General features: G+C 53.0%; 18 protein-coding genes and 1 tRNA gene. 6 read left to right on the forward strand and 13 right to left on the reverse strand.

The window, feature by feature from the left end:
* Nucleotides 1-251: 251 nt before the first annotated feature.
* Both hpaR and tsr read left to right on the forward strand, forming a co-directional pair.
* A complete protein-coding gene (gene hpaR / locus IPZ49_RS12350; RefSeq protein ID WP_045621229.1) occupies nucleotides 252-692 on the forward strand; it encodes a homoprotocatechuate degradation operon regulator HpaR in 441 nt (146 codons plus the stop codon).
* Nucleotides 693-775: 83 nt separating this feature from the next.
* On the forward strand, nucleotides 776-2440 hold the full coding sequence (gene tsr / locus IPZ49_RS12355) for a methyl-accepting chemotaxis protein (protein ID WP_023305399.1): 1665 nt from the start codon (nucleotides 776-778) through the stop codon (nucleotides 2438-2440).
* A gap of 227 nt (nucleotides 2441-2667) precedes the next feature.
* On the opposite strand, the gene IPZ49_RS12360 is transcribed toward tsr, so the two are convergent.
* The 9 genes from IPZ49_RS12360 to IPZ49_RS12400 form a co-directional block, all read right to left on the reverse strand.
* On the reverse strand, nucleotides 2668-3177 hold the full coding sequence (locus IPZ49_RS12360; protein WP_063146389.1) for a GNAT family N-acetyltransferase: 510 nt from the start codon (nucleotides 3175-3177) through the stop codon (nucleotides 2668-2670).
* Nucleotides 3177-5468: a phosphatidylglycerol--membrane-oligosaccharide glycerophosphotransferase gene (gene opgB / locus IPZ49_RS12365; protein ID WP_063146390.1), complete on the reverse strand. Its 2292-nt coding sequence runs from the start codon at nucleotides 5466-5468 to the stop codon at nucleotides 3177-3179. The genes IPZ49_RS12360 and opgB overlap by 1 nt, the downstream gene beginning before the upstream one ends.
* A gap of 271 nt (nucleotides 5469-5739) precedes the next feature.
* The gene (locus IPZ49_RS12370; RefSeq protein WP_022646964.1) at nucleotides 5740-6222 is read right to left on the reverse strand and encodes a DUF2501 domain-containing protein; all 483 of its coding nucleotides are present in this window, start codon (nucleotides 6220-6222) and stop codon (nucleotides 5740-5742) included.
* An 84-nt stretch (nucleotides 6223-6306) separates the two neighbouring features.
* Nucleotides 6307-7044: a DNA replication protein DnaC gene (dnaC, locus tag IPZ49_RS12375; RefSeq protein WP_003856580.1), complete on the reverse strand. Its 738-nt coding sequence runs from the start codon at nucleotides 7042-7044 to the stop codon at nucleotides 6307-6309.
* Nucleotides 7041-7586, reverse strand: a complete 546-nt coding sequence (gene dnaT / locus IPZ49_RS12380) for a primosomal protein DnaT (protein WP_023299265.1) — start codon at nucleotides 7584-7586, stop codon at nucleotides 7041-7043. The genes dnaC and dnaT overlap by 4 nt, the downstream gene beginning before the upstream one ends.
* 124 nt (nucleotides 7587-7710) lie before the next feature.
* Nucleotides 7711-8139, reverse strand: coding sequence for an organic hydroperoxide resistance protein (locus IPZ49_RS12385; protein WP_003856578.1), 429 nt, complete (start codon nucleotides 8137-8139; stop codon nucleotides 7711-7713).
* Between the two features lie 84 nt (nucleotides 8140-8223).
* Nucleotides 8224-8676 carry a MarR family winged helix-turn-helix transcriptional regulator gene (locus tag IPZ49_RS12390; RefSeq protein WP_022646966.1) on the reverse strand — a complete coding sequence of 151 codons (453 nt, stop codon included), beginning with the start codon at nucleotides 8674-8676 and terminating at the stop codon, nucleotides 8224-8226.
* A 44-nt stretch (nucleotides 8677-8720) separates the two neighbouring features.
* Nucleotides 8721-9194 carry a threonine/serine exporter gene (locus IPZ49_RS12395; RefSeq protein ID WP_032621429.1) on the reverse strand — a complete coding sequence of 158 codons (474 nt, stop codon included), beginning with the start codon at nucleotides 9192-9194 and terminating at the stop codon, nucleotides 8721-8723.
* A complete protein-coding gene (locus tag IPZ49_RS12400; protein WP_032625377.1) occupies nucleotides 9185-9961 on the reverse strand; it encodes a threonine/serine exporter ThrE family protein in 777 nt (258 codons plus the stop codon). Before IPZ49_RS12400 ends, IPZ49_RS12395 begins: the two co-directional genes overlap by 10 nt.
* Nucleotides 9962-10350: 389 nt before the next feature.
* On the opposite strand from IPZ49_RS12400, the gene IPZ49_RS12405 reads away from it, so the two are divergent.
* A complete protein-coding gene (locus IPZ49_RS12405) occupies nucleotides 10351-11088 on the forward strand; it encodes a LuxR C-terminal-related transcriptional regulator (protein ID WP_063146391.1) in 738 nt (245 codons plus the stop codon).
* The gene (bglJ, locus tag IPZ49_RS12410) at nucleotides 11085-11720 is read left to right on the forward strand and encodes a DNA-binding transcriptional activator BglJ (RefSeq protein WP_032625381.1); all 636 of its coding nucleotides are present in this window, start codon (nucleotides 11085-11087) and stop codon (nucleotides 11718-11720) included. Before IPZ49_RS12405 ends, bglJ begins: the two co-directional genes overlap by 4 nt.
* Before the next feature lie 37 nt (nucleotides 11721-11757).
* On the opposite strand, the gene IPZ49_RS12415 is transcribed toward bglJ, so the two are convergent.
* A complete protein-coding gene (locus tag IPZ49_RS12415) occupies nucleotides 11758-12216 on the reverse strand; it encodes a YbaK/EbsC family protein (protein ID WP_022646971.1) in 459 nt (152 codons plus the stop codon).
* A 328-nt stretch (nucleotides 12217-12544) separates the two neighbouring features.
* Here IPZ49_RS12415 and IPZ49_RS12420 point away from each other — a divergent pair, with 328 nt between their 5' ends.
* Nucleotides 12545-13891 carry a PTS cellobiose transporter subunit IIC gene (locus IPZ49_RS12420; RefSeq protein ID WP_006810218.1) on the forward strand — a complete coding sequence of 449 codons (1347 nt, stop codon included), beginning with the start codon at nucleotides 12545-12547 and terminating at the stop codon, nucleotides 13889-13891.
* A gap of 77 nt (nucleotides 13892-13968) precedes the next feature.
* Here the strand turns inward: IPZ49_RS12420 and fhuF are convergent, their stop codons facing one another.
* On the reverse strand, nucleotides 13969-14757 hold the full coding sequence (fhuF, locus tag IPZ49_RS12425; RefSeq protein WP_022646974.1) for a siderophore-iron reductase FhuF: 789 nt from the start codon (nucleotides 14755-14757) through the stop codon (nucleotides 13969-13971).
* A gap of 95 nt (nucleotides 14758-14852) precedes the next feature.
* Nucleotides 14853-15917: a GGDEF domain-containing protein gene (locus IPZ49_RS12430; protein ID WP_063146392.1), complete on the reverse strand. Its 1065-nt coding sequence runs from the start codon at nucleotides 15915-15917 to the stop codon at nucleotides 14853-14855.
* Between the two features lie 216 nt (nucleotides 15918-16133).
* Here IPZ49_RS12430 and IPZ49_RS12435 point away from each other — a divergent pair, with 216 nt between their 5' ends.
* Nucleotides 16134-16403: a DUF1435 domain-containing protein gene (locus IPZ49_RS12435; protein WP_026080652.1), complete on the forward strand. Its 270-nt coding sequence runs from the start codon at nucleotides 16134-16136 to the stop codon at nucleotides 16401-16403.
* 42 nt (nucleotides 16404-16445) lie between these two features.
* Here IPZ49_RS12435 and IPZ49_RS12440 read toward each other — a convergent pair.
* Nucleotides 16446-16532: transfer RNA gene (locus tag IPZ49_RS12440), tRNA-Leu, on the reverse strand.
* Between the last annotated feature and the right edge of the window lie 23 nt (nucleotides 16533-16555).

Below are 16555 nucleotides of genomic sequence, written 5' to 3' on the forward strand. Positions count from 1 at the left end.
CGACTGTCCAGTTTTGATTTCATTAATATATTAATGATCTGGTTTTATGCTTTTGCTGTTCGTTTCGCAATCAGAAGTGAATAATTTGTGATATGAATAACAATAAATTTACACCAATGGGTTAATTATCATTAAAATCAATGCATTAAAAAAATGACGTTGTTTCTGTTAGACTTTTTGGGTTACAACGTGTTGTCTATAAAAGCATCTGTTTTAAATTGTTTACTTGTTAATGATGTAAGGGGAAGGTGATGCATGATTCATTAACCATCGCGCTGTTGCAGGCGCGTGAAGCGGCGATGGGCTACTTCCGCCCGATAGTGAAACGGCATAATCTGACCGAACAGCAGTGGCGTATCGTCCGCGTACTGGCCGAGCATCCCTCCATGGATTTTCATGATCTGGCGTTCCGCACCTGCATTTTGCGCCCAAGCCTGACCGGCATTCTGACGCGGATGGAGCGCGACGGTCTGGTGCTGCGCTTAAAGCCGGTGAATGACCAGCGCAAGCTGTACGTATCGCTGACGAAAGAAGGCAACGCGCTGTACCAGCGTGCTCAGGCTCAGGTGGAAGAGGCGTACCAGCAGATTGAGGCGGAATATACCCCGGAGAAGATGAAGCAGCTCACGGCGCTGCTGGAAGAGTTTATTGAACTCGGAAACCGACATATTGCCGCGCGGGACGAAGCGTAAAAACCCTAAATTCCAGGATGATTTTCGTAAAGTTTTCTCATGCCAGGCCGAATATTCTGTATCTGCCTGAGGAAAGAGAAAACATGTTAAATCGTATCAAGATTGTCACCAGCTTACTGCTGGTTTTAGCGATATTTGGCCTTTTACAACTCACATCCGGTGGTCTTTTCTTCAATGCCCTGAAGCATGACAAAGAGAATTTCACCATTCTGCAAACCATTCGCCAGCAACAATCCACCCTGAACGGTAGCTGGGTGGCGCTGCTGCAAACCCGTAACACCCTGAACCGCGCGGGTATCCGCTACATGATGGATCAGAACAATATCGGCAGCGGCTCAACCGTCGCCGAGCTGATGCAGATTGCCTCTGCGTCTCTGAAACAGGCGGAAAAAAACTGGGCGGATTACGAAGCACTTCCGCGTGACCCGCGTCAGAGCGACGCTGCGGCACTGGAAATCAAACGTAATTACGATATCTACCACGGCGCGCTGGCCGAGCTGATCCAGCTGCTGGGGGCGGGCAAGATCAACGAGTTCTTCGACCAGCCGACCCAGAGCTATCAGGATGGCTTTGAGAAGCAGTACGTCAGCTATCTGCAACAAAACGACGCGCTCTATCAGACCGCGGTTGAAGACAGCAACAGCTCTTACCGCCAGGCTATCTGGGTGCTGATTAGCGTGCTGGCTGCGGTGCTGGTGGTGATTGTTGCCGTCTGGCTGGGTATTCGTCAGGCACTGATTTCGCCGCTGAACCGTCTGATTGACAGCATTCGTCATATCGCCAGCGGCGACCTGGTGAAGCGCATCGACGTGGAAGGCTCCAACGAGATGGGTGAACTGGCTGACTCCCTGCGCCATATGCAGGGCGAGCTGGTGCGTACCGTGGGTGACGTGCGTAACGGCGCAAACGCCATTTACAGCGGTGCGAGCGAAATCTCGATGGGCAATAACGATCTCTCATCCCGTACCGAGCAGCAGGCTGCCTCTCTGGAAGAGACCGCCGCCAGTATGGAACAGCTGACCGCCACCGTGAAGCAGAACGCCGAGAATGCCCGTCAGGCGAGCAACCTGGCCCTGAGCGCGTCTGAAACCGCGCAGAAAGGCGGGAAAGTGGTGGATAACGTGGTGCAGACCATGCGCGACATCGCCGGCAGTTCGCAGAAAATCGCCGATATTATCAGCGTGATCGACGGGATTGCTTTCCAGACCAATATTCTGGCGCTGAACGCGGCGGTAGAAGCGGCACGTGCGGGCGAGCAGGGCCGCGGCTTTGCGGTGGTTGCAGGTGAAGTACGAAACCTGGCGCAGCGCAGCGCCCAGGCGGCTCGCGAGATCAAGAGCCTGATTGAAGACTCCGTGGGGCGCGTGGAGTTGGGTTCAACGCTGGTAGAAAGCGCCGGTGAAACCATGGGTGAGATCGTGAATGCGGTAACGCGCGTGACGGACATCATGGGCGAAATCGCGTCTGCGTCTGATGAGCAGAGCCGCGGTATCGACCAGGTGGGGCTGGCGGTGGCTGAGATGGATCGAGTGACCCAACAGAACGCCTCGCTGGTGGAAGAGTCTGCGGCGGCCGCGGCGGCACTGGAAGAGCAGGCGAGCCGTCTGACGCAGGCCGTTGCGGTGTTCCGTATTCAGCAGGAACAGATGAAGGCGCGCGAGTTCGCCTCCGCGAAAAGCGTTGCCGCACCGGTAGTGGCGCGTAAACCGGCGACCGCAGATGCGGGCGATAACTGGGAAACGTTCTGACGTTGTGTGTTTTGCCGGGTGGCGGCTACGCCTTACCCGGCCTACGGGATGTGCGTTTCGCCGGGTGGCGGCTGCGCCTTACCCGGCCTACGGGATGTGCGTTTCGCCGGGTGGCGGCTACGCCTTACCCGGCCTGCGTATTGTGCAATTTGCCGGGTGGCTTCGCTTTACCCGGCCTGCGGAATTGGGTTTTGTAGGCCCGGTAAGCGCAGCGCCACCGGGCGATTTTACAGAGGCAGGCGCATGGCGCAGCGGGAACCATACGCTAAATCGTGCGCCGTCTCTTCTTCACGTTTCTGGCGCATTTCCGGCGTCAGCGTCGTCATCATTTCAAACCCTAATCGCCTGTAGTAGGGCGCGTTCCACGGGACATCACGAAACGTCGTTAACGTCAGCGAGGTTAGCCCCAGCGTGCGGGCATGCTCTGCGACACGGTTAATCAACCGGCGTCCGAGACCTCGTCCCTGCCAGTCCAGATGAACCGAAAGTTCCACAATAAACAGCGAAGATGGCTCGGCTTCGGCGAGAATAAAGCCCACGGGCCTGTCGTCAGCCAGCGCCAGCCAGCTTAATCCGCGTCCGGCGTAACCGAGGTGATCTTCAACGGAAATAACCTCGCTGTCTGCCAGCCAGGCCAGCTCAGGAACGTCGCGAAATCGCTGCCCCGCCGCGCGTTCAATGGCGGGCAGGGCAGCGACGTCGTCGATGCGCGTCGGGCGAAGGGTGAACGCCGTCATCAGCCAGCGCTGCTCACAATTTTAATCTCCACCATGCCGATCCCCAGCTTGCGCGGAGCGTGACCGAGAATATTCCCTTCGTTAGTGGACTGCGGCTCGGGCGGCACAATGACCAGCGTATTGCTGCGTGTGGGGTTATCGAAATGCAGCGTGCTGGTGGTGACATCATTGCTCAGCGTCAGCATCTGTTCTTTATCGCCGACGCGCACCGGCACAGGACGGTTTGCGTTGGGACCAAATGCCCTGGCGGTGATCACCAGATCGAATTTCTCCGGCAGCGGATGGGTATACTCAATTTTCACCTCATCACCTAACTGCGCGTTAGACCAGCGCCCCCACGATTCGGGACGTGAAATACCGCTGAACTGCTTCACCTCTTCAGGCGCGCCGGCAACGTTAAAAATAAAGCTGTCAGCTTTATAACGAATGTCGTTGTCGACGATTTTCAGCAGGTCAACGTTGCGCTGATAGCGTGCGGTATCAATGACCGTATCTTTAAACGCGGTTTTCCCCTGCCACTGTGGTTTATCAACGTGTTGCACGGTCTGCTCGCCACCGAGTTGCCCCTGTGAGACGCACCAGTCGGTGGACAGTGACAGCTCTTGTGACCAGAGCTGGCCCATTTTGTAGCATTTATCGACCCAGACGAAATTATCGCGCGGGGCGAATTCCGCCAGCTGGAAGCGCAGTGGCGCGGAGTATTCGCTTTCCGGCAGCGGCTCGACGCGGTTATCCGACACGCGCAGCAGCAGAGGCAGGCGGAAATGGCTGCCGGAGAACGCGATCATTTTTTTATCCTGATCGATGGTGAAGTCGTTTATCTCTTTCGGGAAGTTCCACAGGCGAATGATATCCGGCTTCCAGGCGAGGATTTTTTCCTTCATGTTGAGGAAGATTTCCGACAGGGACTGGCCCGACAACGTACTGCGGCCCAGGCCAATGAAGTTATCGCCACCCAGAATATCCAGCACGGTAGCGCCGTTATCCATCGAGTTACGTTTAGCGGCAATGATCTCCTGCTGCGGTTTATCGCCGCGCAGCACAAAGAACAGGTTGCTGCGATCCAGCTTATTCAGCTCATCCCAGGCGCTGTTTTTCATCGCCAGATGGTCAGATGAAACGACGATGACCGTATTTTTGAAATACGGCGACGCTTTGATTTTCTCGATTAACGCCGCGATATGTTCCTGGCTACAGGTCACAGCGCTGAACGACTTGTTGTTTTTACCGTCAATGTCGTAGCCCTGACGTTTACAGGTGCGTGAGACGAAACCATCCGGATGATGCGTGTCGACGGTCAACGCAAACAGCGAGAAGCGTTTACCGGCGCGGGAAAGCTCCTCGAATTTCTTCCAGGTTTCATCCAGAACGGTATCGTCGTAAAAGCCCCAGTCGTTGCGGTAGGCCGGATCGGCGACCGTGGTTTTCAGCTCTTCGGAACCATATAAGTGATCGAAACCGTGGGATCTCAGGAACACATCTTTCCCGGCAAAGCGCAGGTTAGCGCCCTGCATAAAGTAGTTTTCATAGCCCGAGTTTTTCAGGATATCGCCGAGGCAAATGTTCTGCGGGAAGAAGCTCGACATCGAGGCGGAGGCGTTGCCTTCAAACGGGGCGAACAGGGGAATGCCGCACTGGGAAGCCACCATCCCGGCGATGGTGTAATCCGTGCCAGGGAGCTGCATGGTGTGGCTGAAGTCGAGGCCCTGGTTTTTCAGCGCGCCAAGCTCTGGCGTCAGGTTCGGGAAAGCATCGTTATCAAACCAGGTGCGTTCCAGACTTTCGCCGTAGATATAGACCAGGTTGAGTCTGGGATTGTCGATCTTCTTCGAGGGTTCTTTGTAATAGGCCGCAAAGTCCGGGTCGCCATCGCGCGACTGGGATTTTACCAGCTCGGTAATTTGATGGAATGCGGGGCTGGCATCCACGGAGGCCAGCGCCAGGCACAGCGCCAGCAGGCTGTAGCCATGATGATGCGGACGGTGACGGCGACGGCGCAGAACCCAGGCCAGCGCGGCGAAGATGCCCACCAGGGCGACCACCAGCCCCAGACCCGGAAGGATGTACTTACCCACACCTGCGCCGGTCAGACTGTTGGTCAATGTGTAGAGCACCGCGTCGTTAATACCGTCGCCGGTAAAGTAATCGCTGGCATATAACGTAATGTTTAAAACAATAAAAATACCGAGCACCACCAGGGTGGCCACAAACCACCAGGTGTGACGACCGGCTTTCCAGGCATAAACGCCGATGGAAGCCAGGAAAAGGACAAGGGACATTAACTCTGACAACAGCAGATCCTCATCATGCCGGACGCTTAGCCGGCTAATTGCTTATTTTTTGGGTAATACAATGTAATTGCGATGTCGCTTAGCTGCAATTTTAGTGTCACGAAAGTGTGCTGTTGTTAGGATTTGGTTTATAAAATCGGATTTTTTAATACAGTCGCATCGTGGCATACGGAGGCTGAGGTGGTGTCAGGGGGTAAAAAAACGCACTTCACGCCGCGGTATAAGACTAATGTAATAAACGCGGCGTGTTTTGGCAGAAAAAGGGGGACGATCAGGAGAGGAAATTAACGCCTTGTTTCAGCACCAGATCGCAGGCTTTCGTTTTCACCTGTTTCGCCAGAGATGAATTTCCAAGGGTGCTGAGGTTCAGCTGCTGACCATTTTGCGCGTTCAGCAGGCCCTGAATACCGTCCATATAGTTGGTGTCCGCTTTCTGCTCCTGGGTGTCCAGTCCCAGTTTACCCAACACCTGGTTTTTGATGTTTTCGGTATCGGTGACGGAAGCCAGTTTCTGCTTCGCGCAGTATTCCAGAATACCCGCGGCGTTGTTCATCGTTCCGGCACTCAGGCTTTGGGAGCTGTTGCCCAGCAGGCCGGTGAGGGACGAGGCTGACAGCCCGCCCTGGGACGTGCCGCTCTCTTTGGTTAACTCACTTGCTGCGCTGGAGAGCGACTCCTGCCATGATGCGGCCTGCGCTGCGCCAGTCACCAGCAGGGCGCCAGTAAGGATGCTGATAAGAAATTGTTTTTTCATAATGATTTACTCAACAAGGTCCGTTTTGGGCCAGAAGTGGGTTCAGTATATACCTCTGCTCTTCCGGCGCTCCCTGGAAATATCTTAATACTCTTTGCCGGTGACGCGGCTGCGGTAGCTGTCCCAGTCGAAGATGACGTACAGGCTGTTACCCAGCTTCATGCGATCCATCACCCGCTCGCCAAGAAGTCGGGTCATCTCGTCGATATTGTGGTTCGTCAACATACCGGTTGGGCGTTTTGACGACGAACGGCGATCGACAATCTGGTTGATGATCACTTTTTCGTAGCGGGACTCCGTCTGGACACCGATCTCGTCGATGACCAGCAAATCCACGTTACTTAAATCATTCAGCAACTGTTCTTCGCTGGTTTCGCGATTACTGAAGGTGTCTTTCATGGCGGACATAATATCGGCCACGGTGATAATCAGCACTGACTTCCCGCGCAGCAGCAGCTCGTTGCAGATAGCGGCGGCGAGGTGATTTTTCCCGGTGCCGGGTTTTCCGCTAAAGATGAAGCTGGCGATGTTGCCGTCAAATTCATCCACGTACTGGCGCGCCTGGTTAAGGGCGTTCATCTGCCCCTGAGACTCGACCTTATAATTCTCGAAGGAGCAGTTCTGGTGCAGAGGGCGAATGCCCGAGCGGTTAAAGGTGCGCTGCATTTTCATCGCGCGGTTTTCGCGGGCGAGGGCAGCCGCGCGAATTTTACCCTGCTCTTTTTGCCATGCCAGCAGCTCTTCACCGGTGGTGAAGGCGGGCTTCACGTTGGCAGGCATCATCTTCTGCAAACGTTTCATCAGGTCGCCGACGTTTTTCATTTCGCACCTCGGAATCCATCAGGGATTTTTTTGTCCGGTTCTGAAAAAGCATTGATATCACGTTTTGGCTGGCCGTTGTTGCTGGCGCGGTTGATTTGCAGACTGCGCGCGAATTTTTGCTGCCACTGAACATGGTGGAAGACTTTTCCTTCAGCTTGCCAGTATGCGGTAAAGGCTGCCAGCTCTTCCGGTGTCGCGGGCTGCGAGAGGGCTATTCCCCATAAGGCCGCCTGCCGCTGAAAATCGGCGTCCGGCTGCCAACCGGCGTACATGGGAAATTTCCCCATTGGAACGGCCACCGGGGCGCTGGCGGGTTCGTCAAAAAACTGATTATCCAGCATGACATCGCTCGCCGGGCGCGACAGCTTCTCTTCAATTTCCAGAAGCTGCGCCAGACGCTCCGGCGTGACCGCATAAAACGCCGGGGCGTTGTCGGCAAATACCGCGAGCGTGCCGCCTTCGGCGTGCGTCAACACACCGCGAGGATCGCGCATAAAGGCATCAATGCCAGCAATGCTGGTGGTCAGAATTCTGGAGGACATAACACTTTCTCAACTGATTACTACGGGCGTGATTGAGGGTTATGGTAGCACAGAGAGAGGGGAGGAAAGGAGAGGATTTCCCCGGTGGCGTTACGCTTACCGGGGCTAAAATCACAGGGGCTGGTTACGCGATGATGTTCAGCGTCACGTCGATATTGCCGCGCGTCGCGTTAGAGTACGGACAGACGATGTGGGCCGCATCCACCAGTTTTTTGGCTTCCGCTGCGTCCATCCCTTCAACGTGGATGTTAAGCTTCGCTTCGATACCAAAACCGGTTGGCAGCGGGCCAATCCCTACTTCGCCTTCAATAAAGGCGTCTTTTGGCAGAGCGAATTTATCGCGTGCCGCAACGAACTTCATTGCGCCCAGGAAGCAGGCGGAGTAGCCCGCAGCGAACAGCTGTTCAGGGTTGGTTACTTCGCCCCCCATGCCGCCCATCTCTTTTGGCACACCCAGTTTGACATCCAGAACGCCATCGGAAGACGTGGCGCGGCCATCACGGCCTCCGGTTGCTTTGGCTTTGGCAGTGTAGACAACTTTTTCTAAAGACATGGCAGGTTCCTCATCTTACGTTTATGTGCGCTATTAAATAGCGCGCGATGTTTTAGGTTAAAATTAGACGCGTAAAGTACAGCCTTACGCGCGATGCAGCTGTTGGCGCAAACTTTCGAGCTGTTGCTTGAGCGCCAGCATGGTGTCGGTATCACACTGCGCTGCACAGCCCACGGCGTGGGGTATCGTCACAGCCTGCTGTTGCAGCGCCCGACCCGCGTCGCTCAGGGTGACGGCGACCTGACGCTCATCCTGACGGGAACGCTGGCGGAGGATCAATCCTGCGCTTTCCAGGCGTTTCAGCAGGGGAGTCAGCGTGGCGGAATCCAGGAATAGCCGCTCGCCAATGTCTGACACCGTAATATCATCCTGTTCCCAGAGCACCAGCATCACCAGGTATTGCGGGTAGGTCAGGTTAAGCGGCGCCAGCAGTTGCCGGTACAGCTTGTTAAGCGCCAGATTTGCCGAATAGAGGGCAAAACAGAGCTGGTTATCCAGCAGAAGCGCGTTGGTGGTGTCGTTCGTTTTTGCGTCCATGAAATGAATATAGATAGTGCACGATACAATTGCAAGCGATTTTATTATACGCGTGGACGTTTGCGGTAAAGCCATAAGCCGGGGATCGACAGGCCGATGGAGAGCGCACCCACGATCGACGAGGCTTTAAGGAAGTTGCTCAGGAGCAGGATCATCTGGGGTTCGCTGTAGCCAAAATGGCTGATTTTGACGGCGGAGATCATCGCCGTATAGGCTGAAATGCCCGGGAACATAGGAATCACTGCCGCCACGGTGAATACCTTCGGGTGCGCCAGATACCAGCGGGACCACTGAATACCGATGCTGCCAACCAGCATGGAGGCGATAAACGTCGACCATTCAATATTAAAGCCCGCTGTCATCATGATCATACGAGAGCCGTGGCCAATGGCACCCAGCAGCGCACACCAGGGTAATGCACGCTGTGGGACGTTAAACACCATCGCAAAACCAACGGCGGGAAGGGCAGACAAGAGCATGTCCTGTGCCAGTGCGAGCATAAAATCCATCACGCCCATCCGCGTAACCCCCAGAGTGTCATGGCCATTACCACCCCGATACAGGTCGCCAGCGTCAGCAGGCTGGCTATCGCCCAGCGTGCCAGACCGGTGTTGATATGGCCTTTGAACATATCAGCGACGGCATTAATTAAGGGAAAACCTGGCACCAGCAGCAATACGCTGGCGGCCATCGCAATAGTAGGCGTGCTGGCGAAGTAGGGCTGGCGCAAAAGCAGGCCGGATACGGTTGTCGCCACAAATGCCGTGATGCAGAAGTTAATTTGCGGATGTAGCTGTCTGTGCGTCAACAGCTGGCGGACATACATTGCGATGCTGCTGGCAAAGAAGGTCACGACAGCGCCGTCCCAGCCGCCCGCGTTGAGCTTGCAGAAGCAGGCGCAGGACAGTCCCACCATCAGCACAACCAGCCAGCGCGGATACCGGAGGGGTTTGATTTGATTGAAACGTTTTTCTATCTCCCGGAGATCGAGCAGCTTGTGTTCAGCAAGGATCACGATGTGCTGCACTTCCGTCACGACGTGCATGTTAATGCCGCGGTCATGATTTTTACGGGTGGAGGTCAGGCACTGTCCGTCTTTAATGGTGGTCAGCACAATGGCATTTGACGAGATGGAACTCTCAACGCTGTCCATCCCCAGCGCCAGCCCAAGGCGTGTGGAGAGCTCTTCGACGAGGGCGCTTTCTGCGCCGTGCTGTAAGAGAAAAAGCCCGCACTGAATACATAGCCGCGTGGTGGCACGTTGCGTAGACCGATCTGCCTGCATGAAACGCCCTGAAGAGAAGAGAGATTGCTTACTTTTAACACAAAGTGCAGGGCCCTTTGCGCTGGGCCAGATCAACATTTGTGCGATCAGTGGCGCGATGGGGGCGGAGGAAAGTCAGCATTGTTATTTATTTAATGAATATGAAATTAGGATTTATAAAAACAATATATTAAGTATTTCTAATTTCATATTTTCGATCTTTTCACGCAATTTGAATTAAATTTAAATGGTCTTTATGCGATATTAGGCCTGTATTGGGCGTTTCTTAACCCATGTGATATTTGTTCTATTTTGCGAGTATTAACCCGTTTGTACTTCGGAATGCAAACGTGTTTAACCTTGCAGGGTTAGTTCGTTCTTAAATAAAGAATTCATGACAGGGAGGGTCTATGTTGCCATTGAATGGTAAACACGGAGTGGTGATCAGCAGAGTACCGGTTATGCAAAATGGATTAGGTGGCGTCATGTCGCGTCATTTTCCCGATTTTGAGATAACGTACTGCCGTTCGATGCAGGAGTTGACGTTATTACAATTGCGTCGCGCTGGGGTCGTTATTGCCGATATTTCGGGTGAGTATCGTAATCCACGCGGCACGCTTGAGCAATATTATGGGTTAATGAATCAGTACCGGGATATTCACTGGATATTCCTCGTTTCGCGCCCCCTTTATCCACTTGCAGTAGAGCTTCTTATGCGTCCGGAAAGCACGCTGCTTTCGGATATGGAACCCATTGAAGGCGTAATTAACGCTATTCGCGCGGGGAGTGAACGTGCCGAGCGAATAAGCCAGACGTTATTGATACCGGAAAATCCTAATATTGAAGAGGAGAGTGAGCAAATGATTGCGCTTACCCACTCTGAACGCAAGGTGTTGCGTTTGTTAGGTAAAGGTTGGGGAATCAACCAAATAGCCACGCTACTTAATAAAAGTAATAAAACGATCAGTGCACAGAAAAACAGTGCATTGCGTCGCTTATCACTTCGCAGTAATGCCGATATGTACGCGTGGATAAGCAGTACCCAGGGAATGCGAGAACTCAGTTTAATGTCGGCTTATGGAGAGTTTGAGGAATGGAAAAGACCACTGCAACAAAACATATCGCCGTCATCGAAAGCTGCTCAATGAGCGCTATGGGGCTGAAGCATCTTTTTGCGATGCCCGCCCTGAGCCATTACCAGGTGCACCTGTTTGCCAGATTTGACAACTTCAAAGCGGCGCTCTCGGAAATCTCATTCTTTGCCGTAATTTATTCATTGTCCGATGAGCGTGAGGAGCGGCGAAACTGTCTGGCCTGTTTGCGGGATCTCACCTTCACCCACAGCGACGTCAAGCGTATCGTGCTGGCCTCTGATGAAATGGAGGCGAGACTGGTCAGCCATCTTTCGCCTTCTCGCTTACATGGAATTATCAGTAAATCGGTTCCGCTGAAGCAGTTAATGGAGGGGCTGGAGACATTACTCAGCGAAACGCATCACGTGAACGACAACGTGTACAATCACTGGTGTGTGAGCCAGCATCGTATGCTAAGCCCAACTGAAAGGGCGATTCTGCGATATATGTCATCGGGTTTTTCGATCCCTGAAATTGCGGCACAGCTTGAACGCAATATCAAAACCATCCGTGCGCATAAGTTTAACGCAATGGTAAAATTGGGCGTCAATTCTGATGTGGGATTACTGGATGCGGCAGATATCCTGGCGCATCTCCCGGTCAGGGAAATACGCCGTTCCGCTCTCACCGTTCCTTCTTTCTCGTAGTGTTAAGTGATGCGCCAGAATTTTTCTGGCGCAACGTTCAAATACAGACATCAACCCATTTTGCTGCGGTCAGTTCCGCCATTCTGTCGGGCGATATACGCACCGCACTGTGGATGGCGCCCGCTGCGGGTAACACTTCGGCGTACTGTTTTAAAGTGATGTCACAGTAAACAGAGAGCGGATTTTCCAGTCCAAAAGGGCAGACGCCGCCAACAGGATGACCCGTCAGGGTTACTACCTCATCGCAGCTGAGCATGCGGGCTTTTGCGCCGAATGTCTCTTTGAGCTTTTTGTTATCCAGACGCGCATCGCCTTTTGCAACCACCAGAATCACATCATTTTTAATTTTCAGTGACAGCGTTTTGGCAATTTGGCCGGGTTCAACGTTGTGCGCGGCAGCAGCAAGGGCAACAGTCGCTGTGCTTTGGTTAAGCTCGATGATTTCTATATCCGGAGCGTGTTCGGCGAAAAACTGCTGTACAGACTGCAAACTCATTGATTCCTCCTGACAAATATCTTCCGTAATCTGTCATAAGAATTTAGTCGCTGTAAATATCCCTTAAGTAACAAATATCCGTCAGGGGCGATTTCTGGATCGCCTTCACATTCACAGAAACCGGTTACAGTAACCGGTTGCAGAGCGTGATGCAGAGATTAATACTGAGTGTGTAACTTCCCCTGTATCTAATAATAAGAGCTAATTATGAAACCATTCCGTTTGAGCAGTACCGCAGGTACACGATCCGGCAAGGTTGTGACGCTGATGTATGGAACAACGTGTGACGTGAGAACGTCCGAAACGAACGTCTGACAGGAGATCTGCTATGTCTGCCAACCATGCTGCATTTAATCTGATTTTCCGCTTCGTTGAAAATTATGTCAGCCCTATTGCCGGGCGCATCTCTTCCCAGCGTCACGTTATGGCGATTCGTGACGGGTTCATCTCGGCAATGCCGTTTATGATTGTCGGGTCGTTTTTATTAGTGTTCGCTTACCCACCTTTTTCGCCAGATACCACCTGGGGCTTTGCTCGCGCCTGGCTGGATATGGCGAAGCAGTTTGAAGGTCAAATTCTGACGCCGTTTGATATGACGATGGGGGTGATGTCCCTCTATATCTGTGCGGCTATCGCCTACAACCTGGGCAAACATTACGTTAAAACCCATCAGTTGGATCCGTTCATGTGCGCGATGCTGTCGCTGATGGCGTTCCTGCTGGTCGCCGCCCCTAAAACCAAAGGCGCCTTACCGGTTGATAGCCTTGGAGGCACCGGGATTTTCACCGCGATCCTGGTGGCGATTTACTGCGTTGAGATGATGCGTTTCCTGAAAGCACATAATATCGGGATCCGCCTGCCAGACCAGGTTCCGCCGATGATCAAAAACTCATTTGACCTGCTGATCCCGGTGCTGGTGGTGGTGCTGACGCTCTATCCGCTGAGTCTGTTGATCCAGTCGCAGTTCGGTATGCTGATCCCACAGGCCATCATGTCGATATTCAAACCGCTGGTCTCTGCGGCGGACTCGCTGCCAGCGATCCTGCTGGCGGTGCTGATTGGCCACCTGCTGTGGTTTGCCGGGATCCACGGTGCAGCGATTGTATCGGGTATGCTGCAAATGTTCTGGCTGACGAACCTGGGGGCGAACCAGACCGCGCTGGCGGCGAGCCTGCCTTTACCACACATCTTTATGGAAGCCTTCTGGACGTTCTTTATTGTGATCGGTGGGTCAGGAGCGACGATGGGGCTGGTGTTCTGTTACCTGCGTAGCCGCTCCGCGCACCTGCGCTCCATTGGACGTCTGAGCGTGGTGCCAAGCATTTTCAATATCAATGAACCGGTGATTTTTGGTACGCCGATTGTGATGAACCCGGTGTTCTTTATTCCTTTCCTGCTGGCGCCGATGGTCAATGCCGTACTGGCATGGGCAGCGATGAAGTTTGATCTGATTGGCCGCGTGATTTCCGTTGTGCCGTGGACGGCACCGGCTCCGGTTGGTGCCGCCTGGGCGCTGGGCTGGGATTTCCGTGCAGCCATTCTGGTGCTGGTTTTGGCCTGCGTTTCCGCCATTATCTATTTCCCGTTCTTCAAGGTGTACGAGAAACAGTTGCTTCAGCAGGAAGCGGAAGAAGCACAGCGTAATGGGGAAGAGGAAAATCAGCAGGTCGCTTAGGTAAAAGCAAAACGGCAACGCAGGTTGCCGTTTTTAGTGTTTGTTCCCTCTCTCTGCGGGTTTCAGGCAGGGCCAGACTACTTAAGCGTGCAATCGCCGCACTGCTGGACATCCGGCAGACGGTAGCGCTGACAGCAGGTACGACGCACCAGAAGTCCCTCACGCGGAACCACGGTGCGGTAAAGAGGGTTATCCCGCCCATCCGACAGCTGTCTGGCAAAGAAACAGCTCTGACGCAGCGCATCCACTTTCTCGTCGCCGAGCAGCGGCTTCATCTCCGTTAAATACCAGTGGATAAGATACCCGGTATTACTCCAGATCAGTTTGCCGTTGATCTCCCCCGTCGCTTCCAGCGCATCAATGACCGGAACCAGCGCTCTTGTAATCAACCGTTCCATACGCGCCTGCGCTGACAGGTGACTCGCGCTCGGATCTTCGTGTACATCAATCCAGAAACAGGCGGCGCGTCCGGTCTCATGGAATTCGACGTGGAAATGTTCCGACGAGAGATCGAGCATCGTTTCCTGGGTCAACAGGGCCAGCATGACAGGCGGCACCATCAGCCCGATATACCATTGTGCCCAGAGGGAAAGCAGCGGTTTATTTTCCCGCGCCAGCGTCGGTTGGTTACGATAAATATGGTCGGAATAGGTTGCCAGCAGTGACCGCAGCTCGGCAGGTCGTTGCCACTGAGTCAGCGTCAGAGCATGATGCGGCGGTGCTTCATCCAGTTTGATGAAATCCAGCAGATGGGCGCGTGTTACGGCGATTTTTTCCCGAATGGCATCCGCAAGCGTCGTTTCTCCGGCGGAGAGTGGAGCTCGCCAGAGCAGTGGCTCAACGATGTGTGCGGTACGAGTCGCCATAGTGTGGATTACAAATCTAAATGATAATGATTGCCAATCCTAACTATAGATAAAACCGAGCGCAAGCGTTTTATCCTGGCGCTGTGAAGGCGGTTTCAGGCGATATGAAGCTCGTCGCTCAGCAGAATGCTGTTGCGTCCCATATGCTTGGCTTCATAGAGGGCTTTATCGGCTTTCGCCAGTGCGCCATCAACGTCTTCACCTTCGAACATGGCTATGCCAATGCTGATGGTCACGTTAGTGGCGACGCTTTCGTTAAACATGTGGGGGATTTTGAGATCGTAAACCTTCTGACGTATGCGTTCAGCTGTCTGGCGCGCTTGCTCCAGTGGGATGTTACTTAACAGCACCATAAATTCTTCCCCGCCAAACCGGGCGACAACATCGCGTGAGCGCACGGCGTCGCGGATCGCAGCCGAGACCCTGATCAAGGCCTGATCGCCCATCATATGGCCGTAATGATCGTTGTAGGCTTTGAAATGGTCGATATCCATCAGCAGCACAAAGTGCTCGCCAGCGTCAGGCCTGGGGAGGTTCTCAAGCCGGCTTTGCAGCCCGCGACGGTTATATAGGCCGGTGAGCGGGTCCATCATGCTGAGATCGGTCAGGGTTTCACGCTCTTCGAGCAGTTCGGAAAGCAGCTCCTGGGCGAAACGGTCATTACGCCGCTGAAGAACATGATGGATACCAATGGCGACCACCGGCAGCGCGAAAAAATAGGCCATTCTCAGCCAGTTTTCGGACGGGCTAAGCCACAGGCAGGATATAAAAGCGGGAAATGAATGTAACGTAAAGGCTTTAATATTACTGGCGAAAGCCAGAGACCCTATAAAAAGCACTGTTAATAGCGCCATCATTAAATAGGTTGCGTGATCGTGCGTTATTAACAGAAATTTTGAGACGATCTGCCATGCCCATAAAAACCCAAAAATAGCTGAAACAGCAGGGATATTTATTTTTAGCGTGCTATTTTTCCAGTGCCAGATAAGTAAGCCAGTGCTGGCAGTCAATACGGCAAACAGGGGGACTGATAACACACGAACGGAATAGAGAGGGTTTGTTACCGAGAACAATGCTGATGCAGCGTTCAGAAATAAAAATAAACGTAAAGAAAGCTGATATTTCTTGTTGACTAAGGACAGCCAGGATTGTGATGTCATATGCGTGCGTTTTTATTAAAACTCAATTAAAACAATGAGCAAGGTGTTGTTATGTATTATTGGTCGCTACAAAATTGAATTTTTATTATCAGAAAAACGTTATCGGAAGTTAACAGGTGGGCAATTTATCACCTTACACATTCTCTGTCATTATGGGAAAGCAATTGCTGGCGCAATTTCTTACGTCGCATGCTGACAAGTGATAATTACTATCATATGATACTGGTTATCATTATCAGTGCGAGAGGTGAAACCATGTTGAGCAAAGCGCTGGGAAGTGGGTGGGGAATATTGCTGCCTGGTTCCATTATCGGTGGGCTGATGTTTGCCGATCTTCCCATTGATGTCTGGAAAGCAATGATTGTTTCGGGCTTGCTGGTGACATCCGCGATGATCTGGCACAAACAGTTACGGCATTACGTGCTGTTGCCATCATGCGTTGCGCTAATCAGTGGACTGCTGGTGATTCTGATGAGTTTGAAATAAAAGGGAAAAACAAGAGGTACTGCTGAAGGGATGTAAGATAATTGGTGCGAGGGGGGGGACTTGAACCCCCACGTCCGTAAGGACACTAACACCTGAAGCTAGCGCGTCTACCAATTCCGCCACCTTCGCATACCAGTCTCTTATACACATCT

The organism is Enterobacter cloacae complex sp. S2 (assembly GCF_015159675.1).
In the GTDB taxonomy this organism is placed as follows: Bacteria; Pseudomonadota; Gammaproteobacteria; order Enterobacterales; family Enterobacteriaceae; genus Enterobacter; species Enterobacter intestinihominis.